The following is a 26100-nucleotide window of genomic DNA, read 5'->3' as shown; positions in this document are numbered from 1 at the left end:
AGCTCCCCTTCTTACTGCTTAATAACGTTGGCCAGATAACAAACCAGATTATGAATCGCGCGTTTAACCGCGGCAATTTCTGTTGGTTGCATATCCTTTAGCAAATTATGTGCTAAGTCACGATGAAAACCTTGGTGTGCACGATAAACAACACGGCCTTTATGTGTTAGTCCCAGACGAACCACACGGCGATCCGTATTCGATCGTCGCCGTTCGACATAACCTTTATCAACCAACTTATCAATGGCAGTTGTCATCGCACTTGGTGTTAAATGGATCATCTTTGCAACTTGTGACGCACTTTTTTCAGAATACATAGATATCGCATCGATTGTATGCATATCTTTTAACGTAATATCCGAAAAATCACTTTGCTTTAACGCGGCTTCTTCAATCCACATCACATTATTAAACACATCGACGAGTTCACTATTTAATTCTTCAAATTCTAATGTTATGGCTTCATTCATCTTTTTCATCTGGCGAAACAACAAACATCAATTCGGCAGAGGTTGCTGTCTTCCCATCAACTTTGGCTTCAACCAGTACGCTCCCCATGTTAGCGCGTAGCTTACCAAATGTTACATGTAACTTCAAAACATCGCCTGGGACAACCATTTTTTTGAACTTGGCATCATCAATACCAGTCATGTAGGCTGTCTTTCCCTTAAATTGTGGTGATGACAAGATTAAGATTGAAGCAGCTTGTGCAAGCGATTCAATAATCAACACACCAGGCATTACGGGGTTACCTGGAAAATGCCCTTGGAAAAACTGTTCATTGATCGTCACGTTTTTAACGGCAACAATCGATTCATCAGGCACCATTTCTTCCACGTAATCCATGTAAAGAATTGGATAACGATTAGGAATGAGGGCCATAATTTCTGTGGTTGTAAGAACTGGCATAAGTTTTAAGTACGCTTTAGTCAGTGACTGACGTGACTCCCCACGTGCTCGTTGAGGTATCACCTCTTGAACTGGCGCAAGCGCTTTTCCTTTCGTCTAATACTTCGACTATCGAAATATCTAATATTGAAATTATCTCACGATTTATTTCGATAGTCAAACTAATTTTCAAACACAAAAAAAGACACGCTATTCGTGTCTAATAATCTAATATCACTAAGCGATTTTGCCATTCCGTGATGAAATCATCACTCGCCCATTCATGAACACGCGCTGTGTTATAACCCACGGCAGCGTTGTAATAGGTATTGTTCCCGACTTTAAGCGGCGCCGGATGAACATGCAAATGGCCAGTAATCGTATTGATGGTGTAAGACGTGTCGAGTACCTGCCCAACTGCCTGACTTCCCAGCAAAGCATTGGCCATATCTAACCGCGTATTACCATATGGGAACCGCTTGATGTAATCCGCACGTGGGACAAAGTGCGATACCACCACCGTTTGCTTGCGTCCAGCGAGATCAAGTTGTGCCTTTAATTGTGCCATATTTCGGTCAAATCGTTCTTGATCAGATACTGGTTGTTGAATACGGCGATCATACCAAAAGCCATTCTTAAATTGTAAAATCTGTTCTGGTGTATAATCATCGCCGACAAAATCATAATTATACCACCCGTTGTTTCCAATTAAGCGCACTTCTGGCGTTAAATCAATGAATTTATTGTGAAAATATAACGGATCCAAGTCACTTTCAAGCTCTTCATATGTGACACCGTAGCCCATATCGTGATTCCCGGCTAAAAAACGAATCACCACTTTATCACCCAAAATCGCTTGCATGTCACGAGCAAAAGTCAATGATTTTTCAAAATCATTGAATAAGTCACCTGCTATGACGTAAATAGCCACATTTTGGTTCAATAAATGTAACGCTTGCACATGCAAAGCCCGTTGCACATCGATTTTATTTAAATCAAAATGATTATCTGATGAAAATGCAACTCTCACACGCGAACCTTCTTTCAAATGACTGAATAAAGTATAGCATAAATTAGGCGAAAAAGACCGCTAGAACGCAAAAAACCTGCCGAAGCAGGTTTTAAAAATCGCCTGGCGTTATGCGCGCCCAACGCAGATTTTTTCATTGCATTATTATTTTACAAAGTAGCGAAGTGCAACAATGTGCGGATCATGTTTGAAGTGAAACCGTATTCGTTGTCGTACCATGCAGCAACCTTAACAAGTTGTGCATCGTCACCTGAAACGATTTCAGTTTGTGTTGGATCAAAGACAGTACCGTGTGTGTCGCCAACGATATCAGTTGAAACCAAACCGTCACCGTTGTAACCAAATGAGTCTGATTCGTACTTCTTCATTGCTGCGTTCACTTCATCAACAGTCACTTCCTTGTCCAAGATAACTGACAATTCAGTAATTGAGCCAGCAGGAACAGGGACACGAATAGCTGAACCAGTCAACTTACCATCCAATTCAGGCACAACAAGGCCGATAGCCTTGGCAGCACCAGATGAGTGTGGCAATGAGTTTGATGCAGCATCGCGGTTAGCTTGACGCTTTGCAAAGTTTGAGCTCTTAGGACCATCTTGCAAGCTTTGTGAAGCTGTGTAAGCGTGGACTGTCAACATCAAACCAGTCTTAACACCGAATTCCTTTGACAAAGCATTTGCCATTGGGGCCAATGATTGCGTTGTGCATGATCCAGCAGAAACGATTGTGTCTTCTGCCTTCAAGATGTCTTGGTTAACACCGTAAACAACTGTAGGAACCTTACCAGCTGGTGCTGAAATCAAAACTTTCTTGGCACCGGCATCCAAGTGAGCTTGTGACTTTTCGGCTGAAGTATAGAAACCAGTAGCTTCCAATACATATTCAACACCATCGTTTTCAACCCACTTCAAGTCAGCTGCGTTGCGTTCTGCGTAAACTGTGTAGTGCTTACCGTTAACGATAATACCTGTTTCATCTGATGAAACTTCGGCCTTCAACACACCGTGAATTGAGTCATACTTCAACAAGTATGCCAACATTTCTGGTGAAGTCAAATCGTTAATTGCAACAACTTCGATATCTGAAGCTGTGTCTGACAATTCAAGAATACGACGGAAAGCCAAGCGGCCAATACGTCCAAATCCGTTAATACCAATCTTAACAGTCATGTGTTTAGATCCTCCAAAAATTTTTGACTTATGTCAACACCAATATTATAGCACAAAGTTAGCGCACGAGCGAACACAAGCACTTATATTCGCTCATAATATCACAATAGTAACAACCCATAAAAATCTCATTGATGATGACCCTGATAATTAAAAAAACACGACCCAATTCATGAAATGGGTCGTGTTGTGAATGATTATACATTAATGTGAGCGCTTGACACATTGCGTACCGCACCAGCATCGCTGATGGCATTCACGCTGTTTTCAAACACATTATTCAATCCCTGAACCTGGCACAATCGTATCTGGCAAAATTGTGACCGTCACAATGTCATTTTTCTCAGCAGATAAAATCATCCCTTCAGACACTTGTCCGGCCATCTTACGTGGCTTCATGTTAGCAACGATCGCCACTGTTTTCCCAACAAGCACAGTTGGGTCGGCATACCATTTACGAATACCTGACAGGATTTGACGTGGCTTGCCTGAGCCATCATCTAGCGTAAATTTCAACAACTTATCTGATTTTTCAACGAATTCACCGGCAGTAATCTTCGCCGCTAAAATTTCAACCTTTGCAAAATCGTCATAAGTAATCAATTCGCGCGCTGGTTCAGGTGTGGGTGTTGCCGCTGCCTGTTTGGCTTCTGCCTTAGCAGCACGGCCCTTACCCTTGGTGTCTTTTGAAACCAACCCAGAGATAAATGCAACTTCAGCAGCCACATCTTGACGTGGGAAAATAGGTTCCCCCTTCTTAACCACTTGACCGCCAGTTGGTAATTTACCAAAGGTCAAGCCAGCAATTTGTACGCCATTTTCTGGATAGTCAAAGCCAAGTTGTTCATAGATTTTCTTTGGTGCTTGCGTCAAGACTGGTTGCAACAACACAGCAACAACACGTAAGGCGCCAGCCAAATGTGCCATCACGTTCGACAATACTGCCTTTTGTGACGCATCCTTAGCCAAAACCCAAGGTTGTGTTTCGTCAATATATTTATTTGCGCGGCGGATAATTGTCCACACGCTTTCTAGGGCATCAGCCGTCCGCATATCTTGGAAGGCCTTGTTGTAATCTAAAATGGCATCTTCAACAGTTTGCACCAAGGCTTCGTCAAAGTCTGTCTTGCCCGTGTGCAATTCAGGGACCACCCCACCTTCATACTTATTGATCATGGCAACCGTACGGTTCAACAAATTCCCTAAGTCATTGGCCAAATCAAAGTTGACGCGTGACACGAAGTCTTCTGGGGTAAAGACCCCGTCGTTACCAAACGGCATGGCACGAAGCAAGTAATAGCGCACTGCATCCAAGCCATAGCGTGCTTCAAGCACTTCTGGATAAATCACATTGCCCTTTGACTTAGACATCTTGCCATCTTTCATGACCAACCAGCCATGCCCAATGACTGACTTTGGCAACTCAAGCCCCAATGCATGTAACATAATTGGCCAATAAATTGTATGGAAACGAACGATTTCTTTACCAACGAGTTGCACATTGGCTGGCCAGAATTTATCAAAGAGTGCGGTGTCATCTGTGTCATAGCCCAATGCCGTAATATAATTTGACAAGGCATCGATCCACACATAAATCACGTGCTTTTCATCCCCAGGGACAGGAATGCCCCAATCAAATGATGTGCGCGTCACGGCTAAGTCTTCCAATCCAGGCGCAATGAAATTGTTGATCATTTCATTCATACGCGCTTCTGGTTGAATGAATTCTGGGTGGGTCTTGTAATAATCAAGCAACCAATCCGCATACTTACTCATTTTGAAGAAGTACGCTTCTTCCTTGACTAACTCCACTTCGTGACCAGAAGGTGCCTTACCGCCGGTAACTTGGCCGTTTTCATCACGATACACTTCTGCTAATTGGGATTCGGTAAAGTATTCTTCATCCGAAACGGAATACCAACCTTCATATTCGCCCTTATAGATGTCACCCTTGTTAAGTAAGGTGGTGAAAATTTGTTGCACAACCTTTTCATGTCGCGGTTCTGTTGTGCGAATAAAGTCATCATACGAGATGTCCATCAAGGCCCAGAGGGCTTTGATTTGCTCCGCCATGCCATCTAAATAGGCCATTTCTGACACGCCAGCCGCTTCTGCTTTTTGCTGAATCTTAAGTCCATGTTCATCAGTCCCCGTCAAAAAATGGACGTCTTGACCCAGTAAGCGATGATAACGTGCAGCCGCATCAGCCAATACTGTGGTGTAAGTATTCCCTAATTGTAACTTTCCCGAGGGATAATAAATGGGGGTCGTGATATAAAATGTTTGATCTTTTTTCACTGAAAATTGCTGTTCCGCTTTGGAAAATTTATCATAAATGACAGCTGAATCAGTTAAATTAGCTGTGTTGAAAAGGACGTTATTTGGTTCTGACATATGAGTCTCTCTTTCTATTTCGCGTGGTTGATCACGTGACTTTTGCCGTATGAGGCCGTATTTACTAAGCTAATTATAACGAATTTCAGCCTAATTTCATAGTTTTTTCACAGGCAGCCAGGGGCGTGCTTTTAAAAAAACAGGCAACATGCTAAAGTGAAAGCAATGACTATCTTTTAAAGGAGCCCACCATGTCACAACTTACTGCAATCACGCAATATATGCACCAAGCTTTAGCAACTGATGTCACTGGCCATAGTATTGATCACGTCACGCGCGTTTTGGCACTTGCTAACAAGATTTTGGTCAATGAACCAACGGCTGATCCCTTCATTGTTCAAGCGACTGCTTTGTTGCATGATGTCTACGATGATAAATTATTTGACACGCCAAAAGCAGTAGCCGAAGCCAAGTTGGCCTTGCATACCTTTTTAATCGACATTGCGGTTTCGCCAACGATTGTAGCCCAAATTTTTCAAATTATTGATAACATGTCTTGGTCCAAAACGCTTGATGGTGATGCTGAGGCACTTGACATCAATGGCCAAATTGTTCAAGATGCGGACCGGTTGGAAGCCGTGGGCGCCATCGCCATTGCGCGAACAATCACTTATGGTGCTGTGAAACACCGTGTGCTTTATGATCCCAAGATTGCACCGCAGACACAGCAGTCAAAGGCCGACTATCGTCAAGCTAACAGCACCACCATTAACCATTTCTATGAAAAACTCTTGTTGATTAAGGCCCACCTGAATACTGATACAGCGCGGCAAATCGCTCAGAGCCGCCATCAATTCATGTTGGATTTCTTAGCGCAGTTTGAAGCAGAATGGGTGCTTGACAAGTAAAACCATTGACAAACAAATCAATCATCGCTAGAATGAAGTAGTTTTGGAGGATGACATGTTTAAATTAATGACAGCAGTTGCATATTGCTCACGCCGGCGCCTTGTTTAGGACCGGTATTTTGACATACATCTGATCAAACTATCATACGGACTAACGCAGCGCCAACTAGGAATTGAACTAGTTGGCGCTTTTTATTTGCCTACAGGAGAAGCAAAATGAAAAAAATCATCATCATCGTCACCGGTCTCATTGTCTTAATTGGCTTGGTCCTTGGTCTCACTTACCACCAACCAGCACAAAAAAAGACGACACACACCATCACACCGGGAACACTCACCATCGGCCTTGAAGGCACCTTTGCCCCATTTTCTTATCGTCAAAATGGCCAATTAACAGGTTTTGAAGTTGACCTCTCGACCGCCATTGCTAAAAAATTAGCCCTAAAACCAAAATATGTGCAAACGAAGTGGGATTCATTAATTGCTGGTCTGGGTGCCAAGCGCTATGATGTCGTCTTTAATGATGTTGGTGTCACACCCGAACGCCAAAAAACTTATCTCTTTTCAACGCCTTATTTGTACGCTAAAACTGTTTTGATTAAGCGTACTGATGAAACACAACTCAACACATTGGCAGATCTTAAGGGCAAGAAAATGGCACAGTCCACAACGTCTAACTTTGGTGACCTTGCCAAACAAAAGGGGGCTGACATTGTGGCCGTCCCAGGCATGATTGAAGCGATGAATATGGTCACGACTGGCCGTGCGGACGGGGCATTAAACGATTTGGGTGCCTATGCGACTTGGAAGAAGGCTAATCCCAAAGCAGCGACCACAGCAGTCGATGTGAGCAAAGAAAGCCCTGCCACACCAGCAGCCCCACTACTCAATCAAAAAAATACGACTTTGCAAAAAGAAATCAACAAGGCAATTGCACAGCTCAAAGCCGATGGCACCCTCAAAAAGTTATCATTGAAATATTTCAATACCGATTTAACGCAACCATAACCCGCTAACCCAAGCGATGTTTTGGCCTCATCATTGATAAAAGGAATGTTTAAATATGACTGATTTCTTTCACCTCGCAGCCCAGTATCTCCCGCAACTCTTTCAAGCTGCCTTAACTTATACGCTCCCACTCACGCTGATATCTTTCAGCCTGGCACTCGTCTTTGCCGTACTCACTGCCATGATTCGCCTGGCAAAACGCCCAGATACTCGCATTGGCCGTGTCTTGCTTGGCGGTTTAAAGGGCATTGCGTTCTTTTATGTCTGGCTGTTTCGTGCCACACCCATGATTGTCCAATTATTCATTGTTTTTTATGGTTTACCCAATGCACATATCAATTTTTTTGCCAATGCTTGGGTTTCGGCAATCACCGTCTTCTCGCTAAACACCGGCGCTTACGCTTCTGAAAGTGTCCGTGCAGCTATTCTCTCTGTCCCCCATGTCCAAGTAGAAGCCGCAGAGTCACTTGGCATGCGGCCCAGACAAGTCTATGCCAACGTCATTTTGCCACAAGCTGCCCGTATTTCCATTCCCCCGCTTAGTAACGCGTTAATTGGGCTATTGAAAGATACGGCTTTGGCCAGCGTCATCACGATTGTTGAAATGTTTTATTTAAGTCAACAAATTGCCGCGGAAAACTATAAAATTTTAACGATGTATTTATTGGCCGCTTTTGTTTATGCCGTCTTGACCACTGCCCTGTCACTCGCACAACACCAATTAGAACGCTACACTTCGAGGTTTGCCCAATGATTACCGTCAATAATTTAATGCAACAATACGGCGATCGCCGTGCCTTAGACCAAGTCTCAACCGACTTCCCGGCTGGGCAAACAACCGTTATCCTTGGACCATCAGGTTCTGGTAAATCCACCTTGTTGCGCGCCTTAAACCTATTATCACGGCCAGATGCCGGGACCTTAACGCTAGGTACGCAAACCATTGACTTCAGTCAACCCATTGATCAAGCCACTATTTTGGCTGTTCGACAACATTTTGGGATGGTATTTCAAGAAAAAGCACTGTTCACACACTTAAACGTGCTCAAAAATTTAACACAAGGGCCAATCAAAGTGAAGGGTCAGTCAAAAGCCCAAGCTAACCAAACAGCGACTGCACTACTAGCACAATTTGACATGTCAGCACTTGCAACCCGCTATCCATATCAACTTTCTGGTGGTCAACAACAACGGGTCGCTATTTTACGCGCCCTCGCCATGCAACCAGACTACCTCTTACTTGATGAACCCACGAGTGCGCTTGATCCTGAGTTAGAAGCCCAGGTGTTACGAATTTTACGCGACCTCGCACAGCAAAAAAAATCGCTCATCATTGTCACGCATAATATGGCTTTTGCACGCGCAGTGGCTGATAAAATTATCTTTATGGAACATGGTAGAATAGATTATGATGGGTCAGCGGCAGGTTTTTTCAACGCCAAAGACCCACGTATTCAGCGCTTCTTGCATGCCATGACATTTTAGACCGCCTTTGACTTGGCCGGGGTGTGCATTTGGCACTGAAAATCAGCAGCTTTTTTCAAGCTTTATTGGAGACCATTGATGGCAAGAAAACGACGTCCTAACCGCCAAGCGCAATCCCCGCAACAACTCATTTGGCCAGTGATTTTATTACTACTGATTGGCTTTTTCCTTTGGCAAAACAACCAAGACCCCAAAAACAAACAGACGCAACCCACCCAACAATCAAAGTACGCCACGGTTACCGCAGCATCTGACCAAGCCTTACTCAACTTGCAGTGGGATGGCACCCTTGATGGCGACATTGTCCACGTCAACCAAAATAAAGCAACCTTTACCAGTACAGAACTAGGCGAGACTTTCCCTTCCCAAGGCTCAAAGTTACACCCGATTGATGGCTTGAGCTTATCTCCGTTAGATCCTTTAGGCCGCTCTCAGCAAGCTAATTTTGTGGCCAGCAGCGCGGCCATCAACAAAGTCACTCCTCGCCCCGATAAGATTGGTTACGATGTCCGGCCATCAGGTTGGTTCATTAATGATCATTTCGACGGCACCAAATGGGTTGGCGGTTACCACAATAATCCCAATGTGACATTGGGTCATGCCAAGCAGGCCCTCTGGAATAAATCCCATTTAGTCGGCTATCAATTCTTTGGCATGCCCACCATGGTGACTGAAAATATGATTACTGGTACACGCGTTCAAAACGCCTACCCCGGCCAGCTCGTACCTGAAGATGATATCCGCCACGCTATTGATGCCCATCCAAATCTGACGATTCGTGGCCAAGTGACACCACTTTATATTGGTGATGAGCGTCTTGCTCGTGGCGTCCACTATATGGCGAAATCCGTGCAGGACAATGGTAAAACATTAGATTTAAATTACTGGATTTTCAATGTTGAACCCGGTGTAACCATCGATTATCAAACCGGAAAAGCCACCGTACAAAATAACACCAAATAAAAATGCAGCCACTCCTTGGCTGCATTTTTATTTGGGCTCACATCTTACAGTTAGAACACCAGCGAACTCGAATGGACTGGCCCACCACGGTGTGGGTCAAAATAACGAATCGCTGCATTGACCGCACTTGGTGCTTCACCAAAGCCCACAGCAATTAAATCAGTTTTGCCAACATAATGATTCGCATCCCCGATCGCAAAAACGCCCGGAATGTCGGTTTGCATTTCTTGATTGACAGCAAAACCATGATTAGCCAAAGCTGGCTGGATCGTCCACCCTTGAATTGTCTTACTTTCCGAAATAAAGCCATAATTGATAATCAGATCATCAACGACGAGCACATGCTGTTGCGTCGTGTCTTTTACATGCGCTAACGTCAACTGTAATTGGCCATTCTCTAGCCGATCGATCGCCACAATTTTTTGTGGTGTTTCCTGGATCACCGCCGACGCCTGCAACGCATTGACACTTTGTTCCATGGCACGAAAAGTTTCTCGGCGATGAATAATATGCGTTGTGGCCGCGATATCGTTTAACATGACGGCCATATCCACCGCAGAATCACCACCACCAGCAATCGCAATGGTGTGATTTTTAAAACTTTGCTTATCCGTGACAAAATAATGCACGCCGTGACCCACGAGTTCCTCAACCCCGTCGACTTGCATTTTTCGGGGTTCAAAGGCGCCTTTGCCAGTGGTGATAATCACCGTTTTAGCTTGGATTGTGTCCCCCAGCTGTGTGGTCAGCTGAAAACCATCTGTTACTTGGGCAACGTCAGTGACTGTCGTGTTCAACTTGACATCAACAGGAAACATCGCCAACTGCTGTTCTAACGCCGCAATAAAATCTGCGCCTTTCACACCAGGAAAGCCCGCCACATCCAAAATCTTTTTTTCCGGATATAACGACATCACTTGCCCACCTAGCATCGCCAGACTTTCAATTAAAACGACCTTGGTATCACGCAGGCTGGCATAAAACGCTGCAAACATCCCCACTGGGCCGCCGCCAATAATGGCAATATCATATGATTCTTGTGTCATTTTTTAAACTGTGCGCTACCACGCACATCCTTTCAACGCTAATGTCTTTAAAGATTATTATACGCAAATTCAGCCGAGCCACGCAAAATTTCTTCAGAGTGCGTATAATAAAGGTATCAATTTTATTGGAGGAAATGTGCTGACAGATCATCAATGACCTGCGCACAACATAATTATGGCACAAAAGAAAATGATCCTCGATTTGGATACGGGTATCGATGATGCTCTAGCCCTCGCTTATGCTGTCGGCGACCCTAACGTTGATTTGATTGGTATTATTTCAAGTTACGGGAATACTTTGGTGACCACAGCCGCCCAAAATTCTTTAAACTTACTGCATTTGCTTGGTGCCGATGACGTGCCTGTTTTCCTTGGTGAAAGCCACTCGTCAACGACTGATCACTTTGACGTTATGGAAATTTCCCAATTAATTCATGGTAAAAATGGGGTCGGCGACGTGACGTTAGCTACGGCGCCACGTGCTGTTGAATCCCAATCTGGGGTTGATTTTTTGATTGAAGCAGCACATCAATATGGCGATGATTTGATCTTTATCCCCACGGGCCCATTGACTAACTTAGCCACTGCTATCAAAAAAGATCCGGCAGTGGCACAATTAATTGGTCACACCACAATCATGGGTGGTGCCTTGACTGTGCCAGGTAATGTGACCCCATTTACCGAAGCCAACATTCATCAAGATCCAGAAGACGCAGATTACGCCTTTACTCACCAGAAGAATTTGACGATGGTTGGTCTAGATGTCACGTTGCGGACATTACTCACCAAAAAAGAAACCGCTGCTTGGCGCGCTTTGGGGACAGTGGCTGCGACGCAATATGCTGACTTGATGGACTTCTATATTGACGCCTATTACAACCTTGGCATCGATAAAAAAGGCGCTGCCTTGCACGACCCACTGGCAGTTGCCGTTGGGATTGACCCATCTTATGTGACAACCATGCCTTTAGCCATGCACGTCACATATGATCGTGAAAGCGGTGATTATGGCCGCACCATCGGGGACAAAGACAAGCTCTTAGAACCAACCACGACCAAAGCGGCCATCTTAGTGGATACAGACCGATTTGTCACGGATTTCCAACAACTCATGCTTAAAGTCTTAGCTTAATAAAAAGTGTTGCAGGCTAGCTGCAACACTTTTTCTATGCCCGAATTTGGCCATCACCAAAGACTTCGTATTTGATTGTCGTCAAGGCTGGCAAACCCATTGGTCCCCGAGCGTGTAATTTTTGGGTGGAAATCCCAATCTCTGCCCCAAAGCCAAACTCAAACCCGTCTGTGAACCGACTCGACGCATTCTGATACACGACAGCGGCATCGACTTGATTCATAAACGCCGCAATGTTATCCGAATTTTGGCTAATAATTGTTTCGGAATGATGCGTCGTATGGGCATTCACCCAATCAATCGCCGCCGTCACATCTGGCACAATTTTGATGCCCATAATCAAATCATTATATTCCGTATCCCAATCAGCTTCGCTGGCTGGGGTAAGGCGGTCGTCAATCCCTCGACTGGCCTGATCCCCGCGTAACGCCACCCTTGCGGCAATTAGATCATCCGCAATTTTTGGTAAAAATTCTTGGGCAATCGCTTCATGGATTAACAGTTTTTCCGCTGCGTTACAAACGGCTGGTTTTTGCGTTTTCGCATTATGAATAATGCGTAAAGCTGCTGCTTGATCTGCCGATTCATCCACAAAAATGTGGGTATTGCCCGCACCAGTTTCAATCACCGGAACCGTCGCATTGGCCACCACATAGTCAATAAAAGCCGCTGAACCACGGGGAATCAAAACATCAATCGCTTCACGCATATGCAGCAAGGTATTGACGGATTCGTGGGTGATATCTGTGATGAGTTGAATAATATCTGGGTTTAAGTTGTGGTCTATCAGGACATCCCGTAAAATCGTGGCCAACATCGTATTACTATGAATGGCTTCTTTCCCGCCACGCAAAATCACTGCATTCCCCGACTTCAACGCCAAAGCCGCCGCATCGACCGTCACATTAGGCCGTGCTTCATAAATCATCGCCACCACGCCCAGCGGGACAATTTTTTTCACAATCTTCAACCCAGCATGATTTTCCCAAATCTCATAAGGCCCAGCAAGCGGATCTGGCAAAGCCGCCACAGCCGCCAGCGACTCCGCAATCGCTGTTAATGCTTCAGCATCCAGCGTCAACCGTTTTTGCATTGGCCGACTCAAGTTTGCCCCGTACTCGGCCAAATCCTGTTGATTGGCTGCAATAATTTCTGCTTGGCGCATCAACAAGGCGGCCCCCATATTTTGCAGTAAGGCGTTTCGTGTTGACAACGAGAGCCCTGCTACTTGCGCGGTTGCCTTTTGGGCGCGTTGTCCCATTTCGTGTACACTGACTGCCATCTCAGTTATTCTCCCTTAAATAGTGTCCCAACGGCTTCACCAGCTAAGACGTCTAAAATCGTCGCCGGATTTTCACCATTGATTAATACCATTTGGCGACCATGCTGCAACAAATAATCAGCCGCCACTAACTTCGTCGCCATCCCCCCGGTTCCAAGCGTCGATGACCCGCGGGCACCAGCTCGGAGCGTTTCTGTCACCGCCGTCACCAATGGAATTGGTTGGGCTGTTGGGTCGTTGTGTGGATTGGCCGTATAAAGCGCATCAATATCGCTTAAGACAATCAACGCATCCGCAGCCGTTTCATGGGTGACCATCGCAGCCAGTCGGTCATTATCGCCAAATGAATGTTGGTGATCCAACTCATCAACGGCGATCACATCATTTTCGTTAATAATGGGAATCACACGTTGCTGCAACATCGCCGCAATCGCATCAATGGTGTGGCGCAACATTTGCTTGTTATGAAAGACATCATAAGTCAGTAGCACTTGGCCTACGTGTTGTTGGTAAAACGCAAAACTTTGATTATAAATGGCCATCAAATAACTTTGCCCAATCGCAGCTAAAGCTTGTTGGGCCGGAATGTCTGTTGGGCGTTTTGCTTGGTGCATCTGTTTTAAGGCCACGCCAATGGCACCCGACGTGACTAAAATCACGTCATACCCAGTTTGTTCCAGTTGGGTTAAGGTTTGTGCTAACCGATTGATGACAGGGTATTTGATTTCCCCAGCTGCATCAACAATACTACTTGTCCCTACTTTAACCACGACACGCCGCCATGGCTTGGCCGTTAGCGCTTTCTCACTCATTTCTGACATACTGACTTTATCCTTTGTTCACTTGTAGGTTAAATTTTAATGACCGCTCGATCTGTCCCTATGCCATATCATAACGATTTCCTCATTTAATCTCCATTATTATATCATGTTCAACCAGCCATTGGACAAAAAACACCAGCCTACCATTGATAGACTGGTGTTTTTGATGTTAACGATCGTACTGATCTAAGAACGCTTGAATTTTGTCACGATAAGCTTTTGGATGATCATGGAAACTTTGTACGTGCTTTGAACCAGAAGTGACCCAAAGCGCTTTAGGCGCCTTGATGGCGTCATACAATGGATAAACCATTTTAGTCGGCACAAACGTGTCCGCATCACCATGAATCAAGAACGTTGGCGTCTTACTTTTGGCAACTTGTTTGAGTGGACTCGCCTCGGCATAAAAATAACCAGCCCGTAACTTTGAAATCCCCGAAACCACATTCACGAATGGGAACCACGGTAAATGATACATCTCGCCGGCTTCATGCTTCGTTTCGTCCAACAGACTCGTGTACGATGAATCAGCAATCACCGCTTTGACTTGCTTTGGTAAATCAGCCTCACCAGACGTCGATAAGACTGTGGCCGCGCCCATACTCATCCCATACATGACAATATCTGATGCTTGGCCATTGCGAGCAATGATTTGGTGCAGCCATTGAATATAATCACGCCGATCTAACCAGCCGTAACCAATGATTTTACCTTGTGATTGGCCATGGGCACGGTTATCTGGAATTAACACGTTATAGCCTAATTCATGGAAGAGTTCGCCATAAATGGCCATCGTCGTTTTATTATTATGCCAACCATGGGCCAAAATGGCTGTTTTATTGGTTTTTTGCGCCGCAGGCACATACCACGCATCTAGTTTAAGCCCGTCAGCCGTGGTTTCATGCCAGATTTGTTTGTCTCGTGCTAAAAAATCATGTTCATATTGATACAGTGGATCATCTTTTTGACGCAGCGCGTCCGGTTGATTGGATTTTGGATCTCGTACCTGAGCAACATGAAAAAAATACTGTCCGGCGATGATCAAAATCACAACCAAGACCAATACAAAGCCGAGTAGCCATTTGACTAAGTTTTGCATATTTGTTTACCCCTTAAAATAACAATTTTACACTACCACAGGCATCTCGGCAAACAAAATTTCTATGACTTTCACGTCATTTCATGATAATTTCTTCATCGTTCTGCAATGTTGAAATGATAAAATGGTATACTTAAAAGAAAATCATAAAAGAGGTATTCACATGGTGTATTCACAGACATGGGATTTAGACAGCATTTATCCCGGCGGCATTACGTCTCCAGAACTGGCAAACAAGTACCAAGCTGTTGCACAAGCGATTCAAACGTTTACCCAACAAGTTGCACAAGCCCAACCAACTGCCGAGACGATTGCTGATTTGTCTGATTTAGCCCAAAATATTGGTTCTGGGTTAGGCACAATTAGCCTCTTCATCAACGGTTGGGCATCCGTTGATTATGGCAATAGCGTTTATGGGCCTCATTTTGACAAACTCGGACAACTCTTTGTCGCTTATGCCACACCCATGAATCAATTTAAAAAATTACTTCTCAGCCTTGATGACACTGACTTTGAGGCTGTGCTTGCCACAGAACGTTTGCTGCCCATCAAATTCTATCTCACAGAATTACGGACCGATGCGAAACGCTTACTTGACGATCAAACCGAAGCCTTGATTAACCAATTTGATTTGGACGGGCAACAAGCTTGGTCACAACATTATGATACGATTTCGGCCGGTTTGTCGCTCACTTATACTGATGCGGAAGATGGCCTCAAACGACAAATTTCTGCTGGTCAAGCCTTAAACATGCTAGATGGTGAGCCTAATAATGAGACGCGTGCCAATATTATGGCGAGTTACGAAAACATGTGGGCCAATGCGGAAAATCTCACAGCTGACACCCTCAACCATCTCGCCGGTTTCCGTTTGACCAATCAAAAAGCCCATGGCCGTCAGTCCTATCTCGAGCAACCACTCGAAATGAACCGGATGTCACAAGCCACTTTAGACACCATGTGGGCTGTGGTAGATGCCAATAAAGCCATGTTCAAACCCTACTTTGAACGGAAAAAGCAACTTTTGGGTCTGGAAAAATTAGGTTGGCAAGATCAGGTGGCACCGTTAACGCACGTCGGCGATTACCAACCACAAGAAGTTTCCTATGATGATGCCGCCGCCTTCATTATTGAACAATTCGGCCAATTCTCACCTAAAATGGCCGCTTTTGCCAAGATGGCTTTTGAGAAGCGCTGGATCGAATCAGAAAATCGCCCCGGTAAACAACCAGGCGGTTACATGGAATCTGTCCCTGACTTACACGAATCACGTATTTTCCTCACTTATACTGGTTCTGTCAACGATGCGGCAACCATTGCCCACGAATTAGGCCACGCCTTCCATTCTGCACAACTCGTTGATTTACCGCTTTGGCGCGACGCTTATGCCATGAATGTGGCCGAAACAGCCTCAACGTTTGCCGAGCTGATTGTCAATGATGCCAATGTGAAGGGCGCAAAGTCGGATGCAGAAAAGTTAGTCTTACTCGATGCTAAAATGACCAACCCAATTGCGATGTTTTTAAATATCCATGCGCGCTTCCTCTTTGAAGACGCCTTTTATACGGAACGGCAAAACGGCGTCGTGACCCCACAACGCTTGAACGAAATGATGGATGCTGCCCAAGAAGCTGCTTTTGATGGGATGTTAGATGTCCGCCATCCCCACTTCTGGTCATCAAAACTCCACTTCTTCATTGACTCAGTGCCATTCTATAACTTCCCTTATACCTTTGGTTATCTCTTCTCAGCTGGTATTTACGCACGTGCCCAACAAGACGGCGATAATTTTGAAGACAAATATATCGCCCTCCTACGAGATACTGCCAATATGACGGCAGAAGACCTTGCCCAAAAACATCTCGATGTCGATCTCACACAGCCTGACTTCTGGCAAGCCGGTGCTGATCTCATCAAACAAGACATTGATGACTTTCTCCAACTATCAGAACAATTTGTATAAAAAAAAGAGCCTTAAGGCTCTTTTTTTGTGGATAATGTTTGCCAAAATTGTAACGTCTGGGCAATGTCGTCACTTTGCGAAATCATACTAATCACCGCCGCACCAGCAACATCAGTGTTTAAGACAGCTGCCAAATTTTCAAGTGTAATCCCACCAATCGCGACGCTTGGCCAACGACTCATTTCAGCAATGGCTTGTAGGCCCGCTGTCCCAATGGCGGGCTTCGCGTCTGCTTTACTATGAGTCAGATAAACCGGACCGATGCCAATGTGGTCAATCCCTGATAAATCTGCAATTCGCGCGTATTCTTGTGGCGTGGAAACAGACACGCCAACAAACAATGCGCCAGCTTGCTGAATATTTTTTTCTGGTGCCCCATCTCCCTGACCGAAATGGACGCCATCAGCCTGTACAGCATGTGCTAAAGCAATATCATCATCAATAACCAGTGGCACATGATATTGATGCGTTAAAGCCCGCACTTTTTGTGCCACCCGCAATTTATCTGTACCGATCAGTGCGCCTGGCCCTTTTTCACGATATTGAAACAGGGTAATCCCGGATTGTAGTGCTGCCGTCAATACTTCAAAAAACTTTGCTTCATCCCGCACATCTTGGGTGCCTAGCACAAAATAGCGCGCTAACATGTGAGCATCAAATATCATCATATACCTCAGGTTGGTTTTGCGCAGTGACAACTGCTAAATGATTAAGTGGCCCGTAGCCATGACCCACTAAAATGCCATCTCGAATCGTCGCATCGACATACGCTTTCCCTGCGATAATGGCTGATTTTAAATCTAATCCCAAGCCCAGTTGAGCTGTGATTGCTGCTGAAATCGTATCGCCTGTGCCATGTGTTCTTTGCGTATCAAATCGCGTTGTTTTCATCCAAAAATGAGCACCACTAGCTAAACGCACATAATCCATCACCACCGGCGCATCACCATGGCCGCCTTTGATTAAAATATTTTGTGTGCCAAATGCGTGCAGCTTATCGGCTGCTGCCATAATATCATCTGGTGTTTGAATCGTCATACCAGTTAACACTTCAGCTTCTGGGATATTAGGTGTAATTAACGTGGCCAGCGGCATCAAGGCTGTCCGCACGGCTTCGACTGCCGCATCAGACAGCAACTGTGCCCCACCTTTGGCAACCATCACTGGATCTAAAATCAAGGGACCAAAGTCAAATTGTTGTAGCGCTTTAGCAACCGTATGCACCGTGTCAGCATCCCCCAACATCCCTGTTTTCACCGCACGAATGGCCAAATCATCTGCTACCGCTTGGAGTTGGGCCATCACCATGTCTGGGGTAATCATCTGGACTTGTCGCACGCCCTGTGTATTTTGCGCAGTGATAGACACCACAACATTCGCGCCATAAATACCATGGGCGGCAAATGTGTTCAAATCGGCCGTCATACCAGCACCGCCGCTAGAATCAGTACCGGCAATTGTCATCACTTGCGGCGTTTCATTAACCATTTTTTACCTCTTTTGCGATAAATGTTTCTAAGTCGTCTTCTGTTAATAAGTATAATTCATCCAAGACTTGGTTGGCAAAGTAGCCAGGCGTAGTCACTGTTTGCGCAGCTTGAACGCCAGCTAACTTCATCATTGCCATCGCCCGCACCGTATTTGCCACGGAAATCTCGTCGCCGTTAAAAGCACCAATCAACGCAGAAAGGGCGTCACCCGTCCCCACATTTGTGGCTAACAACGGCACGTCAACTGCAATCGTTTGTGTGGTCACGCCATCACTGACCACATCCACGGCGCCACTCATCGCAATAATTGCCCCAGTTTTTTGTGCGGCTTGTTGCGCAATGGCTAGTAAATCACCATCACCAGTGGCATCAATCCCATGACTGGCAAAATCAATCCCAGCAAACCAAGCAATTTCTGCTGCGTTGCCGCGAATAATGTCAACTTTGGCATCTGCCATAACCGCTTTCACAGGTACGCTGCGCGATGGTATCCCAACTGCAACTGGGTCAAGGACCACCACTTTTTGGGCTTGATTGGCCAATTGCGCCAATTTAATTGTTTCAAGTAGTTCCGCGCGACGCCAAGTGCCTGTGTTAATCACAACAGCATCACTAACGCCCACTAAATCGGGAAATTCAGCAATTTCACGAGCCATAATAGGCGAACCGCCGACCACGTTGACGACATTCGCCACGAATTGGGGCGTCACATAGTTGGCATAGTTAAACACCAAAGGGGTTGTCTTTTTCAAATCTTTTAAATGCATGATAATCCTCGTTCCTGTGGTTTAGAGACGGTCAAATAAACGGCCCAATAGGCCAGTTTTTTGGACAAATTTTAGAAATAAGTAGCCCAAAACGGCGCCAAAGGTTGCGGCTGGTATAAAGAAAGGAATGTAGAAGTAAAGGCTAGGCACGTGTGCATGATATAACACGTTCATCAGTGGCACAGAAACGACTGCTGAAATCACCCCTGTCCCAATGATTTCTCCAATCATGGCAGCGATATACTTGCCGGTCCGTTGATATAAAATGCCTGCGAGTCCGGCGCCAATCACCGCCCCAACAATGGCCAAAATTGGCCGACCGTCAAGAATCATCCGCAAAGCACCGGTCAAAAATGCCACGGCAATGGCATACCAAGGCCCCAACAGCACGGCGGTAATCACATTAAAAAAATGTTGGAACGGTGCCATGTTGGGGAGTACCACGACACTAGATGTCGCAAATGATAAAGCTGTTAGCACACCTGCTAAAGCCATTTTTCGGATGGTCCGATTGGAACCAAGCCCGGTTGTTGTCGTTGTTGCCACAATTGTCTCCTCTACCTATCTCGTTTCGCCGACTGGAGAAATAAAAAACCGTCACCTTTTTTCGCGTAGGAAAACAGGTGACGGAATAACGTATGCTGGTCAGGCCAGAAAATTATTTGCGCCAATGTATCTCCCTTCGCACGCATTACCGCGATCAGGTTCAATGGGTCTCTCTCAGCCAAAATGGCACCCCAGATAGTTCTATTAGTTTATGGCCTAATTGTAGCGTAGAAATTTAGTGATTGCAAGTCACACTTTTAACCCCACCATGTCTTATCGTCAAAATCGCGCATCGTATGCGTCAATGATAATTGATCGGCTGACGTGACGTGGGAATAACTCGTTGTATAAACATTTTTCATCAACTGCGTCATTTGCTGATAGATCTCACTGGCTAAAAATGTAGCTAAAGCGGCATGGTCTGGCCAAAAAGTCCACAACATATACTCAGACTTACCGTTTGCATTTTGTGCCAGAATCGCATTTTTAGCAACCAATTGTCCGATGAGTTCATCGTTATGCCCTTTGCTCTGAAAAGCCATTTGATGAACAATTTGCCCTTTTAATTCACCAGTGACGACCCGACTATCAAAGGGCATTGGTCGCTTAAATTGCGCCACAAGCGTTGGCGCATCTAAAATCAACAGATTCGTGCCCGATAATTGGGACTCCTTACCGAGATAGAAAAAGTTTGCTGGGTTGGCTGCTTGCATCGCAAGTAAGGTTGCTGGTGCCTGTTCTGGTGCTAATACCAAGTTAATTTTCATAAGAATGGCTCCTTTAATTGCTGCGTCACCTCTGCGGTAAGGTAACTTTGGTTATGTTTCAAAAATTGCTGTACGCCGGCAAATGTTGTCAGATTGTATGTTGATTTGATAACACCAGCCGCACTGAGGTGCCGCGCATAAACAATATCGGCCCAGGTCATCATCGGTGTTTCCCACGGTGCTTTAAAGTCAAGTGATCCCCAGCGATCCGATAAAACCGCAACTGCGCGCTGATAACGCCGATCTTTATCAATTAAGCTTTTTAGGTCTGCCGGTAATAGTTTTTCTACCATATTTTGCCTCATTTAAAGTAGTGGTAATATCGTGCCAAATGGTGCTTGAATACTTAACGCTTGGTCTAGTGGGAGCACCCAAAAGACATCTTGAAAAGCCGTTTTTAAGGGCGTTGTTTCCCCTGCGCCATCTGTAAAAATCACCACTTTGGTGTCTTTTGGCGTTAATTTTTTGCGTTGCAGTGCATCAAAAATCGACTGAAAGGTCGTGCCACCGTTGGCAACACGTGTCAAATATTGAGCCGAACTTAACGGTTGGACTTTACTATCAAAAGCATACAGTTGGACGCCATGCCCAAAGCTTGAGACAATTTGTTGTCCATAAGCTTGCATGACTTGTAATTGTGCATCCGAAATTGATGCCGATTGATCAATAAACACCGCCAGCTGAGGTGAATATCTCGGTGTCGTCCCCAGCAAATCGAGACGATAAGGCTGCCGCCGGTTAAAACGCGTGCGCGTCGGGCTGTGCTGATCAGGTTGCGCATGTCGCCCCATATTTAACAATGCGCGCCAAGGTAACAATGGCGTTGTTAATACAGCTAACGCACGTTGAACTGGCACAGGTAACTGCCCGCGGCCAATCGAATTGACTGGTACAGTTGCTTGTTGCACTAGGGTCACCAAAGCAGATTGGGCTTGTGGTAAGTCACCTGCAATATTCTGCCATCCGGCATGGCTTGCTTCATCCCCGCCACCGGATGTTTTGCGAATGACATCATGTTGCGCCAACTCAGTTATGTAGACCGCTGAATCTTGGTGTGGCGCTAACTCTATCCCATAGTCGGCCCAAATACTTTGCCGCGTCACAAGATTGGGCAACGTGCCTAACCCTGTTGGTAAATATTGATTTATCGCCACATCCGTCCCATAATCAACCACGATCTGACGTTGTGTGACATTTGCATAGCGTGTGGGATGCTGCCAAATCATATGCAATGCCTCATGGGCAAGGGCTAAAGCCATTTGCTCTGGGGTGGCATACTGTTGTCGAACCAATTTGGGATTAACAACCAGTTGCCAGGACCCAGACTGCCAACGCAGCCCCAAAGGCGCCTTGGCATGCGCATCCATCACCCGCCCCAATTTTAAAATGATGTTGCCATAAATTGGCGCCTGATCCAATAATTTTTTGACCCCATCAGCGATTAAATTGTTCCTATCAACAGGCGTCATTTGGCTGCAATGTCCATCATTTTTTGGTAGAGTTGCACGACATTAGGGGCTTCAGATTGAAATAAACGCTCTAAGAGCCGTTGGTCAGCAAGTTGTTTAACGAGTGCATATTGACTGTCCGGTGCAAGCTCAGCAAGCAAGCTTGCAAAGCGCCCGGCATGCGCATCGTTTAGCAGATCAACCGTTTGAACCGCCGTCTGTGTCAAGGTTAATTTTTGCACCTCGGATAAGGCCTGAAATTCCTGCAACACATCATCTGGCACGGTTGGCCCAGCTGGCATCGCCTCAAAAATCATGGCGGCTGTCAATCCTGGGGTTTGCCGGTGAATCGATGCGACAAATTGTGTGGCTACTGCACTACCAACATCCCCTGCCACAAGATCAAATAATAACGTTTCTTGTAAAGGCGTTGGTAATGCCAGTAATTCATAATAATTATCGGAAACACGCTGCCAAGCACGTGGTGTTGGCATAATATCTGTTTGGTGGTTTGTCACTTGTAAGACGTCGGTATTGTCGCTGATAAATTGTTGAATCAGGGGATGGATATTGGGGCGTTTTTCCCCTGCTGATGCCCACGCAAGCCATTCACGAACTGACACTGACATGACCAATCTTGTCGTGCGATCATTAATTGCCGCATCAGCACCATATACAGCATAAGTAGTCGCTTCAAATCCACTCATTTGTTGATCCGGATTTTCAGCAATAATCATGGCAACATTTGCGGGTAAAATCAGGTCATTAATTTGTCGCTGAAGAACCAGATTCATTAACTCACTTTGCACCGCAGCAGTGCCACGATTAAATTCATCCAAAAACCAAAGAATGGGTTTCTTTGGGTTATGTTCTGCTTGTTGAATGATTTGAATGAGGGTGTGGGTGTAGCCAAATTGAATATCAGCTAAGCGCCCGTAGGCACGCGTCGTGATATAAGCTGATTCAGTCATCGGTGGAATCGGAATCGCTAAATCGCCCTTTTCTGATAATGAGACAACCGTTGTAAATAAACGCGCCCCTAATTGTTGGGCAACGGCTTGGACCAAGGCTGTTTTCCCGATACCCGCATCACCAACAATGGTCGGGACATGGCCGGCACGTAAAATTAAAGGGACTGCCGTTAATAATTGCTGATAGGATAATGCCATCTCGTGCCTCCACTTCTAACATCAATTTTACCCCTTCTCAACGTTTCATGCTAAAATAAAAGCATGACAAAACTACTTATTCTTGGTGCAAATGGCCAAATCGCTAAACTGGTGGTGCCCATGCTTGCACATACTGACACGCAAATTATCCGCACATCGCTCCATGCTCGACCTGATCAAGGTATTCAAGCCTTAGATGCTGTTGATGAGGCTGCTTTAGTGGCCGCTTTAAAAGATGTGGACATTGTTTATGCCAATATTGGTGCCGAGGGGCGCCAAAAAGCTGCGGCCAATAGCGTCGTCAATGCCATGCATTCGGCCGGCGTTAAGCGCCTGATTTGGATTGCAACGATCGGCGTGCATGATGAATTGCCAGCACCAACACGTGATCTATGGGCGAACCTCCTCGGCACAACTGATAATGAAAATACCTATATGGGCGATCAAGCTGCTGCCGTAGCGCGTATCATGTCATCTGCTCTAGATTATACGATTATTCGACCAAATGAGCTTTTCGATGAGAATATCATGCAGGCTGTTTCGGTGCAAATCGGACCAGATGAACAAATTATTGGTGGCCCAATCACCCGCACGAGCGTGGCAGAGTTTATTACCCAGGTTATCCAACATCCGGACACTTACGTTGCCGAATCTGTGGCAGTATCTAGCCGTTAAAAAACACCCGAAATTAATTTCGGGTGTTTTTTATTTGCCATCTGGCTTCGCTTCGACATTTTGCCAATAAGAATCAATAATTTTGGCAGATATTTTACCATTGGTCCCATCCAGGTAATTATTCATACCTGGAATCGCCATGGCAACGGCAAAAGGTTGCCCGGGTACATAAGCTACCATAGATTCGGTATACGTATCATGCCCGTTGGTTTTGGTTTCCGCCGTACCAGTTTTAGCATAAACATGTGGTTCTAATTTATGCATATCCGATCCACCCGTGTTCCAAGAATCAGAACCATTTGCCACACGGTTCATCCCAACTTTAATGATGCCCCATTCACTTGGTGTCAGATTCACTTGGCCTTGCACTGTTGGCGAAGCCGTCCAAACTGTCTTTTGTTGGTCGCTATTGGGTTGGCTTTGGAGGATAGACCCGACAACATGCGGTTCAACCAAATAGCCCCCATTGGCAATCGTTGAGACATACCGAGCTAATTGCAACGTCGTGTAAGAATCGTATTGTCCAAAAGATTCATACAAATACTTACCCAAAGCTTCACCAGTCGTTGGCCCACGATAGCCCGCTGTTTCACCAGCAATATCAATCCCAGTCTTGGTCCCTAAGCCAAATTGCCCTAGGCCATTCCGTAGCGTTTGGAAAGCATCTGCATGTAAGGCCAGTGGCGAACCAGGACTATACGTTTGGCCACCAATCTTCATCCCCAATTGCACAAAATACGTGTTGGATGAGCGCTCCAAAGCGGTTGGCGCATCAATCGGCACTGGCTTCCCTGACTTATTCCAATAAGAGGTAATATCTGGTGTGCCCGCAATCTTAATGGCTTGATCGTTTAACACCGTATTACTTGGTGTGATGACACCCTTTTGGAAAGCAGTCGCAAGGACGGCGGGCTTAATCACCGATCCCATGACAATCGCTTGGTTAATGTTCCCCAACGGGTTTGCGGTCTTTTTCCCTGTTGCTGTATCACGACTCACACCGGCCATGGCGTATATGCCACCAGTAAAGGGATTAATCACTGTCGCGTAAGCCCCTTGCACATCACCACCAGGTAGATTATCTTCCAAAATCTTTTGCACGTCATCTTGGAATTTTGCATTGATGGTGAGTTTGATATTATCTCCCGCTTGACCGTCATATTTAATTTGTGATGACTTAATTTGACCATCACTGCCCGTTGTGACAAGCGTTTGTGACGCAGAACCTTTCAGAATCGATTCATACCCCATTTCCAAGCTCGAATTACCAACTGGTTCGTTTTGCGAGTAGCCTTGTGCTAATAATGTATGTAAACGATTATCAGGCAGACCTGTTGATTCATTGGTGACCGTCCCAACGAGTGCTTGGAAGGAATCGCCTTCAGGATATTGGCGAGACCAACTCGTGCCCAATTTAATCCCTGGAAAATCACTTAAACGTTCCCCGATTTCCGCGATTTCTTCATTCGAAACGTCTGACTCTTTAATGAACGTTGTAGACAAGGTATAAGCGCCACTCATCCGTTGGAAAATCATTGCGGCATTATCATTGACCTGATCTGCCAAGTGATGTTGCAGCACATAATTAATCAGCAAGTTGTTGATCTCAGCTGGTGTCAAACTAGCGCCTTTTTTCTGCGTTGTTTTAACCAGCTTGTCTGATATTTTTTGACTTTGCTTTGTATCTGCCAAGTAGAACTCCGCTTTCGCGCGTTCGCTTAGTCGCTGTGTATCAATCGTCAAATACTTGCTTAATTTCAATGCCGTTTGTCGCATTGTGGCTGCCGTCACAGACGTGCCACGTGTGAAAGTAATGGCGGCTTGTGCCTTATTACCGACAATAACACGTCCGGTCGAATCAAAAAACATCCCACGTGGGACATTGCCTTTTTCAATCGTTTGATCACTACGATTCACTTCGCCTTGATAATACGACCCTTGTTGGATGGTTAAAAACGCTAACTGGATCACTAAAGCAATCATCAAGGTTAGCGCGATACCCAATAATATATTTAAACGCACTGGCAAGTTGGCACTGACGCTATTTTTTTTATCCCGATCTTCTAAGTACGGATTACGTTGCATATTTGACCCCAATTTTAACAATAAA

General features: G+C 45.4%; 26 protein-coding genes and 1 riboswitch. Of the genes, 8 read left to right on the top strand and 18 right to left on the bottom strand.

Annotation, left to right across the window (positions count from 1 at the left end):
- Positions 1-11: 11 nt before the first annotated feature.
- The 5 genes from HF966_RS07080 to metG form a co-directional block, all read right to left on the bottom strand.
- Complete coding sequence (locus tag HF966_RS07080; protein ID WP_168677434.1) at positions 12-470, bottom strand: MarR family winged helix-turn-helix transcriptional regulator; 459 nt, start codon at positions 468-470, stop codon at positions 12-14.
- Positions 463-909, bottom strand: coding sequence for a 3-hydroxyacyl-ACP dehydratase FabZ (gene fabZ / locus HF966_RS07075; protein ID WP_010001650.1), 447 nt, complete (start codon positions 907-909; stop codon positions 463-465). The genes HF966_RS07080 and fabZ overlap by 8 nt, the downstream gene beginning before the upstream one ends.
- Before the next feature lie 199 nt (positions 910-1108).
- Positions 1109-1918: a metallophosphoesterase gene (locus tag HF966_RS07070; protein ID WP_168677433.1), complete on the bottom strand. Its 810-nt coding sequence runs from the start codon at positions 1916-1918 to the stop codon at positions 1109-1111.
- Between the two features lie 149 nt (positions 1919-2067).
- A complete protein-coding gene (gene gap, locus HF966_RS07065) occupies positions 2068-3087 on the bottom strand; it encodes a type I glyceraldehyde-3-phosphate dehydrogenase (protein ID WP_168677432.1) in 1020 nt (339 codons plus the stop codon).
- 276 nt (positions 3088-3363) lie between these two features.
- Positions 3364-5481 carry a methionine--tRNA ligase gene (gene metG, locus HF966_RS07060; protein ID WP_168677430.1) on the bottom strand — a complete coding sequence of 706 codons (2118 nt, stop codon included), beginning with the start codon at positions 5479-5481 and terminating at the stop codon, positions 3364-3366.
- 191 nt (positions 5482-5672) lie between these two features.
- Between metG and HF966_RS07055 the strand changes: the two genes are divergently transcribed.
- From HF966_RS07055 to HF966_RS07035, 5 genes are all read left to right on the top strand, one after another.
- On the top strand, positions 5673-6329 hold the full coding sequence (locus HF966_RS07055) for an HD domain-containing protein (protein WP_168677429.1): 657 nt from the start codon (positions 5673-5675) through the stop codon (positions 6327-6329).
- A gap of 216 nt (positions 6330-6545) precedes the next feature.
- The gene (locus tag HF966_RS07050; protein WP_168677428.1) at positions 6546-7337 is read left to right on the top strand and encodes a transporter substrate-binding domain-containing protein; all 792 of its coding nucleotides are present in this window, start codon (positions 6546-6548) and stop codon (positions 7335-7337) included.
- A gap of 55 nt (positions 7338-7392) precedes the next feature.
- The gene (locus HF966_RS07045; RefSeq protein ID WP_168677427.1) at positions 7393-8091 is read left to right on the top strand and encodes an amino acid ABC transporter permease; all 699 of its coding nucleotides are present in this window, start codon (positions 7393-7395) and stop codon (positions 8089-8091) included.
- Complete coding sequence (locus HF966_RS07040) at positions 8088-8822, top strand: amino acid ABC transporter ATP-binding protein (RefSeq protein ID WP_168677426.1); 735 nt, start codon at positions 8088-8090, stop codon at positions 8820-8822. Before HF966_RS07045 ends, HF966_RS07040 begins: the two co-directional genes overlap by 4 nt.
- 78 nt (positions 8823-8900) lie before the next feature.
- The gene (locus HF966_RS07035) at positions 8901-9785 is read left to right on the top strand and encodes a DNA/RNA non-specific endonuclease (RefSeq protein WP_168677424.1); all 885 of its coding nucleotides are present in this window, start codon (positions 8901-8903) and stop codon (positions 9783-9785) included.
- A gap of 50 nt (positions 9786-9835) precedes the next feature.
- On the opposite strand, the gene HF966_RS07030 is transcribed toward HF966_RS07035, so the two are convergent.
- Complete coding sequence (locus HF966_RS07030; RefSeq protein ID WP_168677423.1) at positions 9836-10831, bottom strand: NAD(P)/FAD-dependent oxidoreductase; 996 nt, start codon at positions 10829-10831, stop codon at positions 9836-9838.
- A 175-nt stretch (positions 10832-11006) separates the two neighbouring features.
- Here HF966_RS07030 and HF966_RS07025 point away from each other — a divergent pair, with 175 nt between their 5' ends.
- Complete coding sequence (locus HF966_RS07025; protein ID WP_168677422.1) at positions 11007-11963, top strand: nucleoside hydrolase; 957 nt, start codon at positions 11007-11009, stop codon at positions 11961-11963.
- 34 nt (positions 11964-11997) lie between these two features.
- On the opposite strand, the gene HF966_RS07020 is transcribed toward HF966_RS07025, so the two are convergent.
- From HF966_RS07020 to HF966_RS07010, 3 genes are all read right to left on the bottom strand, one after another.
- Positions 11998-13245, bottom strand: coding sequence for a glutamate-5-semialdehyde dehydrogenase (locus tag HF966_RS07020; protein ID WP_168677420.1), 1248 nt, complete (start codon positions 13243-13245; stop codon positions 11998-12000).
- Between the two features lie 5 nt (positions 13246-13250).
- Positions 13251-14066 carry a glutamate 5-kinase gene (gene proB, locus HF966_RS07015; RefSeq protein WP_168677419.1) on the bottom strand — a complete coding sequence of 272 codons (816 nt, stop codon included), beginning with the start codon at positions 14064-14066 and terminating at the stop codon, positions 13251-13253.
- Between the two features lie 169 nt (positions 14067-14235).
- Complete coding sequence (locus HF966_RS07010; RefSeq protein ID WP_168677417.1) at positions 14236-15165, bottom strand: alpha/beta hydrolase; 930 nt, start codon at positions 15163-15165, stop codon at positions 14236-14238.
- 163 nt (positions 15166-15328) lie between these two features.
- Here HF966_RS07010 and HF966_RS07005 point away from each other — a divergent pair, with 163 nt between their 5' ends.
- Positions 15329-17128, top strand: a complete 1800-nt coding sequence (locus tag HF966_RS07005) for a M3 family oligoendopeptidase (protein ID WP_168677416.1) — start codon at positions 15329-15331, stop codon at positions 17126-17128.
- Between the two features lie 11 nt (positions 17129-17139).
- Here the strand turns inward: HF966_RS07005 and thiE are convergent, their stop codons facing one another.
- From thiE to HF966_RS06965, 8 genes are all read right to left on the bottom strand, one after another.
- Positions 17140-17793, bottom strand: a complete 654-nt coding sequence (gene thiE, locus HF966_RS07000; protein ID WP_168677455.1) for a thiamine phosphate synthase — start codon at positions 17791-17793, stop codon at positions 17140-17142.
- The gene (gene thiD / locus HF966_RS06995; protein WP_168677414.1) at positions 17783-18616 is read right to left on the bottom strand and encodes a bifunctional hydroxymethylpyrimidine kinase/phosphomethylpyrimidine kinase; all 834 of its coding nucleotides are present in this window, start codon (positions 18614-18616) and stop codon (positions 17783-17785) included. The genes thiE and thiD overlap by 11 nt, the downstream gene beginning before the upstream one ends.
- Entirely contained in the window at positions 18609-19385 is a 777-nt protein-coding gene (gene thiM, locus HF966_RS06990; protein ID WP_168677412.1) for a hydroxyethylthiazole kinase, read from the bottom strand. Before thiM ends, thiD begins: the two co-directional genes overlap by 8 nt.
- 21 nt (positions 19386-19406) lie before the next feature.
- Positions 19407-19931: an energy coupling factor transporter S component ThiW gene (gene thiW / locus HF966_RS06985; RefSeq protein ID WP_246586697.1), complete on the bottom strand. Its 525-nt coding sequence runs from the start codon at positions 19929-19931 to the stop codon at positions 19407-19409.
- Positions 19932-20045: 114 nt separating this feature from the next.
- Positions 20046-20135, bottom strand: a riboswitch (TPP riboswitch).
- Between the two features lie 53 nt (positions 20136-20188).
- A complete protein-coding gene (locus tag HF966_RS06980) occupies positions 20189-20698 on the bottom strand; it encodes a hypothetical protein (RefSeq protein WP_168677411.1) in 510 nt (169 codons plus the stop codon).
- On the bottom strand, positions 20695-20991 hold the full coding sequence (locus tag HF966_RS06975; RefSeq protein ID WP_168677409.1) for a hypothetical protein: 297 nt from the start codon (positions 20989-20991) through the stop codon (positions 20695-20697). The genes HF966_RS06980 and HF966_RS06975 overlap by 4 nt, the downstream gene beginning before the upstream one ends.
- Before the next feature lie 12 nt (positions 20992-21003).
- Positions 21004-22167: a vWA domain-containing protein gene (locus HF966_RS06970; RefSeq protein WP_168677407.1), complete on the bottom strand. Its 1164-nt coding sequence runs from the start codon at positions 22165-22167 to the stop codon at positions 21004-21006.
- Positions 22164-23315: an ATP-binding protein gene (locus HF966_RS06965; RefSeq protein WP_168677404.1), complete on the bottom strand. Its 1152-nt coding sequence runs from the start codon at positions 23313-23315 to the stop codon at positions 22164-22166. Before HF966_RS06965 ends, HF966_RS06970 begins: the two co-directional genes overlap by 4 nt.
- 63 nt (positions 23316-23378) lie before the next feature.
- On the opposite strand from HF966_RS06965, the gene HF966_RS06960 reads away from it, so the two are divergent.
- Positions 23379-23990, top strand: coding sequence for an NAD(P)H-binding protein (locus HF966_RS06960; RefSeq protein WP_168677402.1), 612 nt, complete (start codon positions 23379-23381; stop codon positions 23988-23990).
- Positions 23991-24020: 30 nt separating this feature from the next.
- On the opposite strand, the gene HF966_RS06955 is transcribed toward HF966_RS06960, so the two are convergent.
- Entirely contained in the window at positions 24021-26075 is a 2055-nt protein-coding gene (locus HF966_RS06955; RefSeq protein ID WP_168677400.1) for a peptidoglycan D,D-transpeptidase FtsI family protein, read from the bottom strand.
- Positions 26076-26100 lie beyond the last annotated feature (25 nt).

It is taken from the genome of Leuconostoc holzapfelii, from assembly GCF_012396485.1.
In the GTDB taxonomy this organism is placed as follows: domain Bacteria; phylum Bacillota; class Bacilli; order Lactobacillales; family Lactobacillaceae; genus Leuconostoc; species Leuconostoc holzapfelii.
This window is presented reverse-complemented; position numbering and strand designations above follow the sequence as displayed.

Coding starts and splice junctions, on each gene's coding strand:
- HF966_RS07035 (WP_168677424.1), top strand. CDS start 8,901: ATGGCAAGAAAACGACGTCCTAACCGCCAAGCGCAATCCCCGCAACAA.
- thiE (WP_168677455.1), bottom strand. CDS start 17,793: ATGATATTTGATGCTCACATGTTAGCGCGCTATTTTGTGCTAGGCACC.
- HF966_RS07005 (WP_168677416.1), top strand. CDS start 15,329: ATGGTGTATTCACAGACATGGGATTTAGACAGCATTTATCCCGGCGGC.
- HF966_RS07020 (WP_168677420.1), bottom strand. CDS start 13,245: ATGGCAGTCAGTGTACACGAAATGGGACAACGCGCCCAAAAGGCAACC.
- HF966_RS07080 (WP_168677434.1), bottom strand. CDS start 470: ATGAATGAAGCCATAACATTAGAATTTGAAGAATTAAATAGTGAACTC.
- HF966_RS06960 (WP_168677402.1), top strand. CDS start 23,379: ATGACAAAACTACTTATTCTTGGTGCAAATGGCCAAATCGCTAAACTG.
- HF966_RS06970 (WP_168677407.1), bottom strand. CDS start 22,167: ATGACGCCTGTTGATAGGAACAATTTAATCGCTGATGGGGTCAAAAAA.
- HF966_RS07025 (WP_168677422.1), top strand. CDS start 11,007: ATGGCACAAAAGAAAATGATCCTCGATTTGGATACGGGTATCGATGAT.
- thiM (WP_168677412.1), bottom strand. CDS start 19,385: ATGCATTTAAAAGATTTGAAAAAGACAACCCCTTTGGTGTTTAACTAT.
- gap (WP_168677432.1), bottom strand. CDS start 3,087: ATGACTGTTAAGATTGGTATTAACGGATTTGGACGTATTGGCCGCTTG.
- HF966_RS07055 (WP_168677429.1), top strand. CDS start 5,673: ATGTCACAACTTACTGCAATCACGCAATATATGCACCAAGCTTTAGCA.
- HF966_RS07010 (WP_168677417.1), bottom strand. CDS start 15,165: ATGCAAAACTTAGTCAAATGGCTACTCGGCTTTGTATTGGTCTTGGTT.
- thiD (WP_168677414.1), bottom strand. CDS start 18,616: ATGGTTAATGAAACGCCGCAAGTGATGACAATTGCCGGTACTGATTCT.
- fabZ (WP_010001650.1), bottom strand. CDS start 909: ATGCCAGTTCTTACAACCACAGAAATTATGGCCCTCATTCCTAATCGT.
- HF966_RS07040 (WP_168677426.1), top strand. CDS start 8,088: ATGATTACCGTCAATAATTTAATGCAACAATACGGCGATCGCCGTGCC.
- HF966_RS06975 (WP_168677409.1), bottom strand. CDS start 20,991: ATGGTAGAAAAACTATTACCGGCAGACCTAAAAAGCTTAATTGATAAA.
- HF966_RS07050 (WP_168677428.1), top strand. CDS start 6,546: ATGAAAAAAATCATCATCATCGTCACCGGTCTCATTGTCTTAATTGGC.
- metG (WP_168677430.1), bottom strand. CDS start 5,481: ATGTCAGAACCAAATAACGTCCTTTTCAACACAGCTAATTTAACTGAT.
- HF966_RS06955 (WP_168677400.1), bottom strand. CDS start 26,075: ATGCAACGTAATCCGTACTTAGAAGATCGGGATAAAAAAAATAGCGTC.
- HF966_RS06980 (WP_168677411.1), bottom strand. CDS start 20,698: ATGAAAATTAACTTGGTATTAGCACCAGAACAGGCACCAGCAACCTTA.
- proB (WP_168677419.1), bottom strand. CDS start 14,066: ATGTCAGAAATGAGTGAGAAAGCGCTAACGGCCAAGCCATGGCGGCGT.
- HF966_RS07030 (WP_168677423.1), bottom strand. CDS start 10,831: ATGACACAAGAATCATATGATATTGCCATTATTGGCGGCGGCCCAGTG.
- HF966_RS07045 (WP_168677427.1), top strand. CDS start 7,393: ATGACTGATTTCTTTCACCTCGCAGCCCAGTATCTCCCGCAACTCTTT.
- HF966_RS06965 (WP_168677404.1), bottom strand. CDS start 23,315: ATGGCATTATCCTATCAGCAATTATTAACGGCAGTCCCTTTAATTTTA.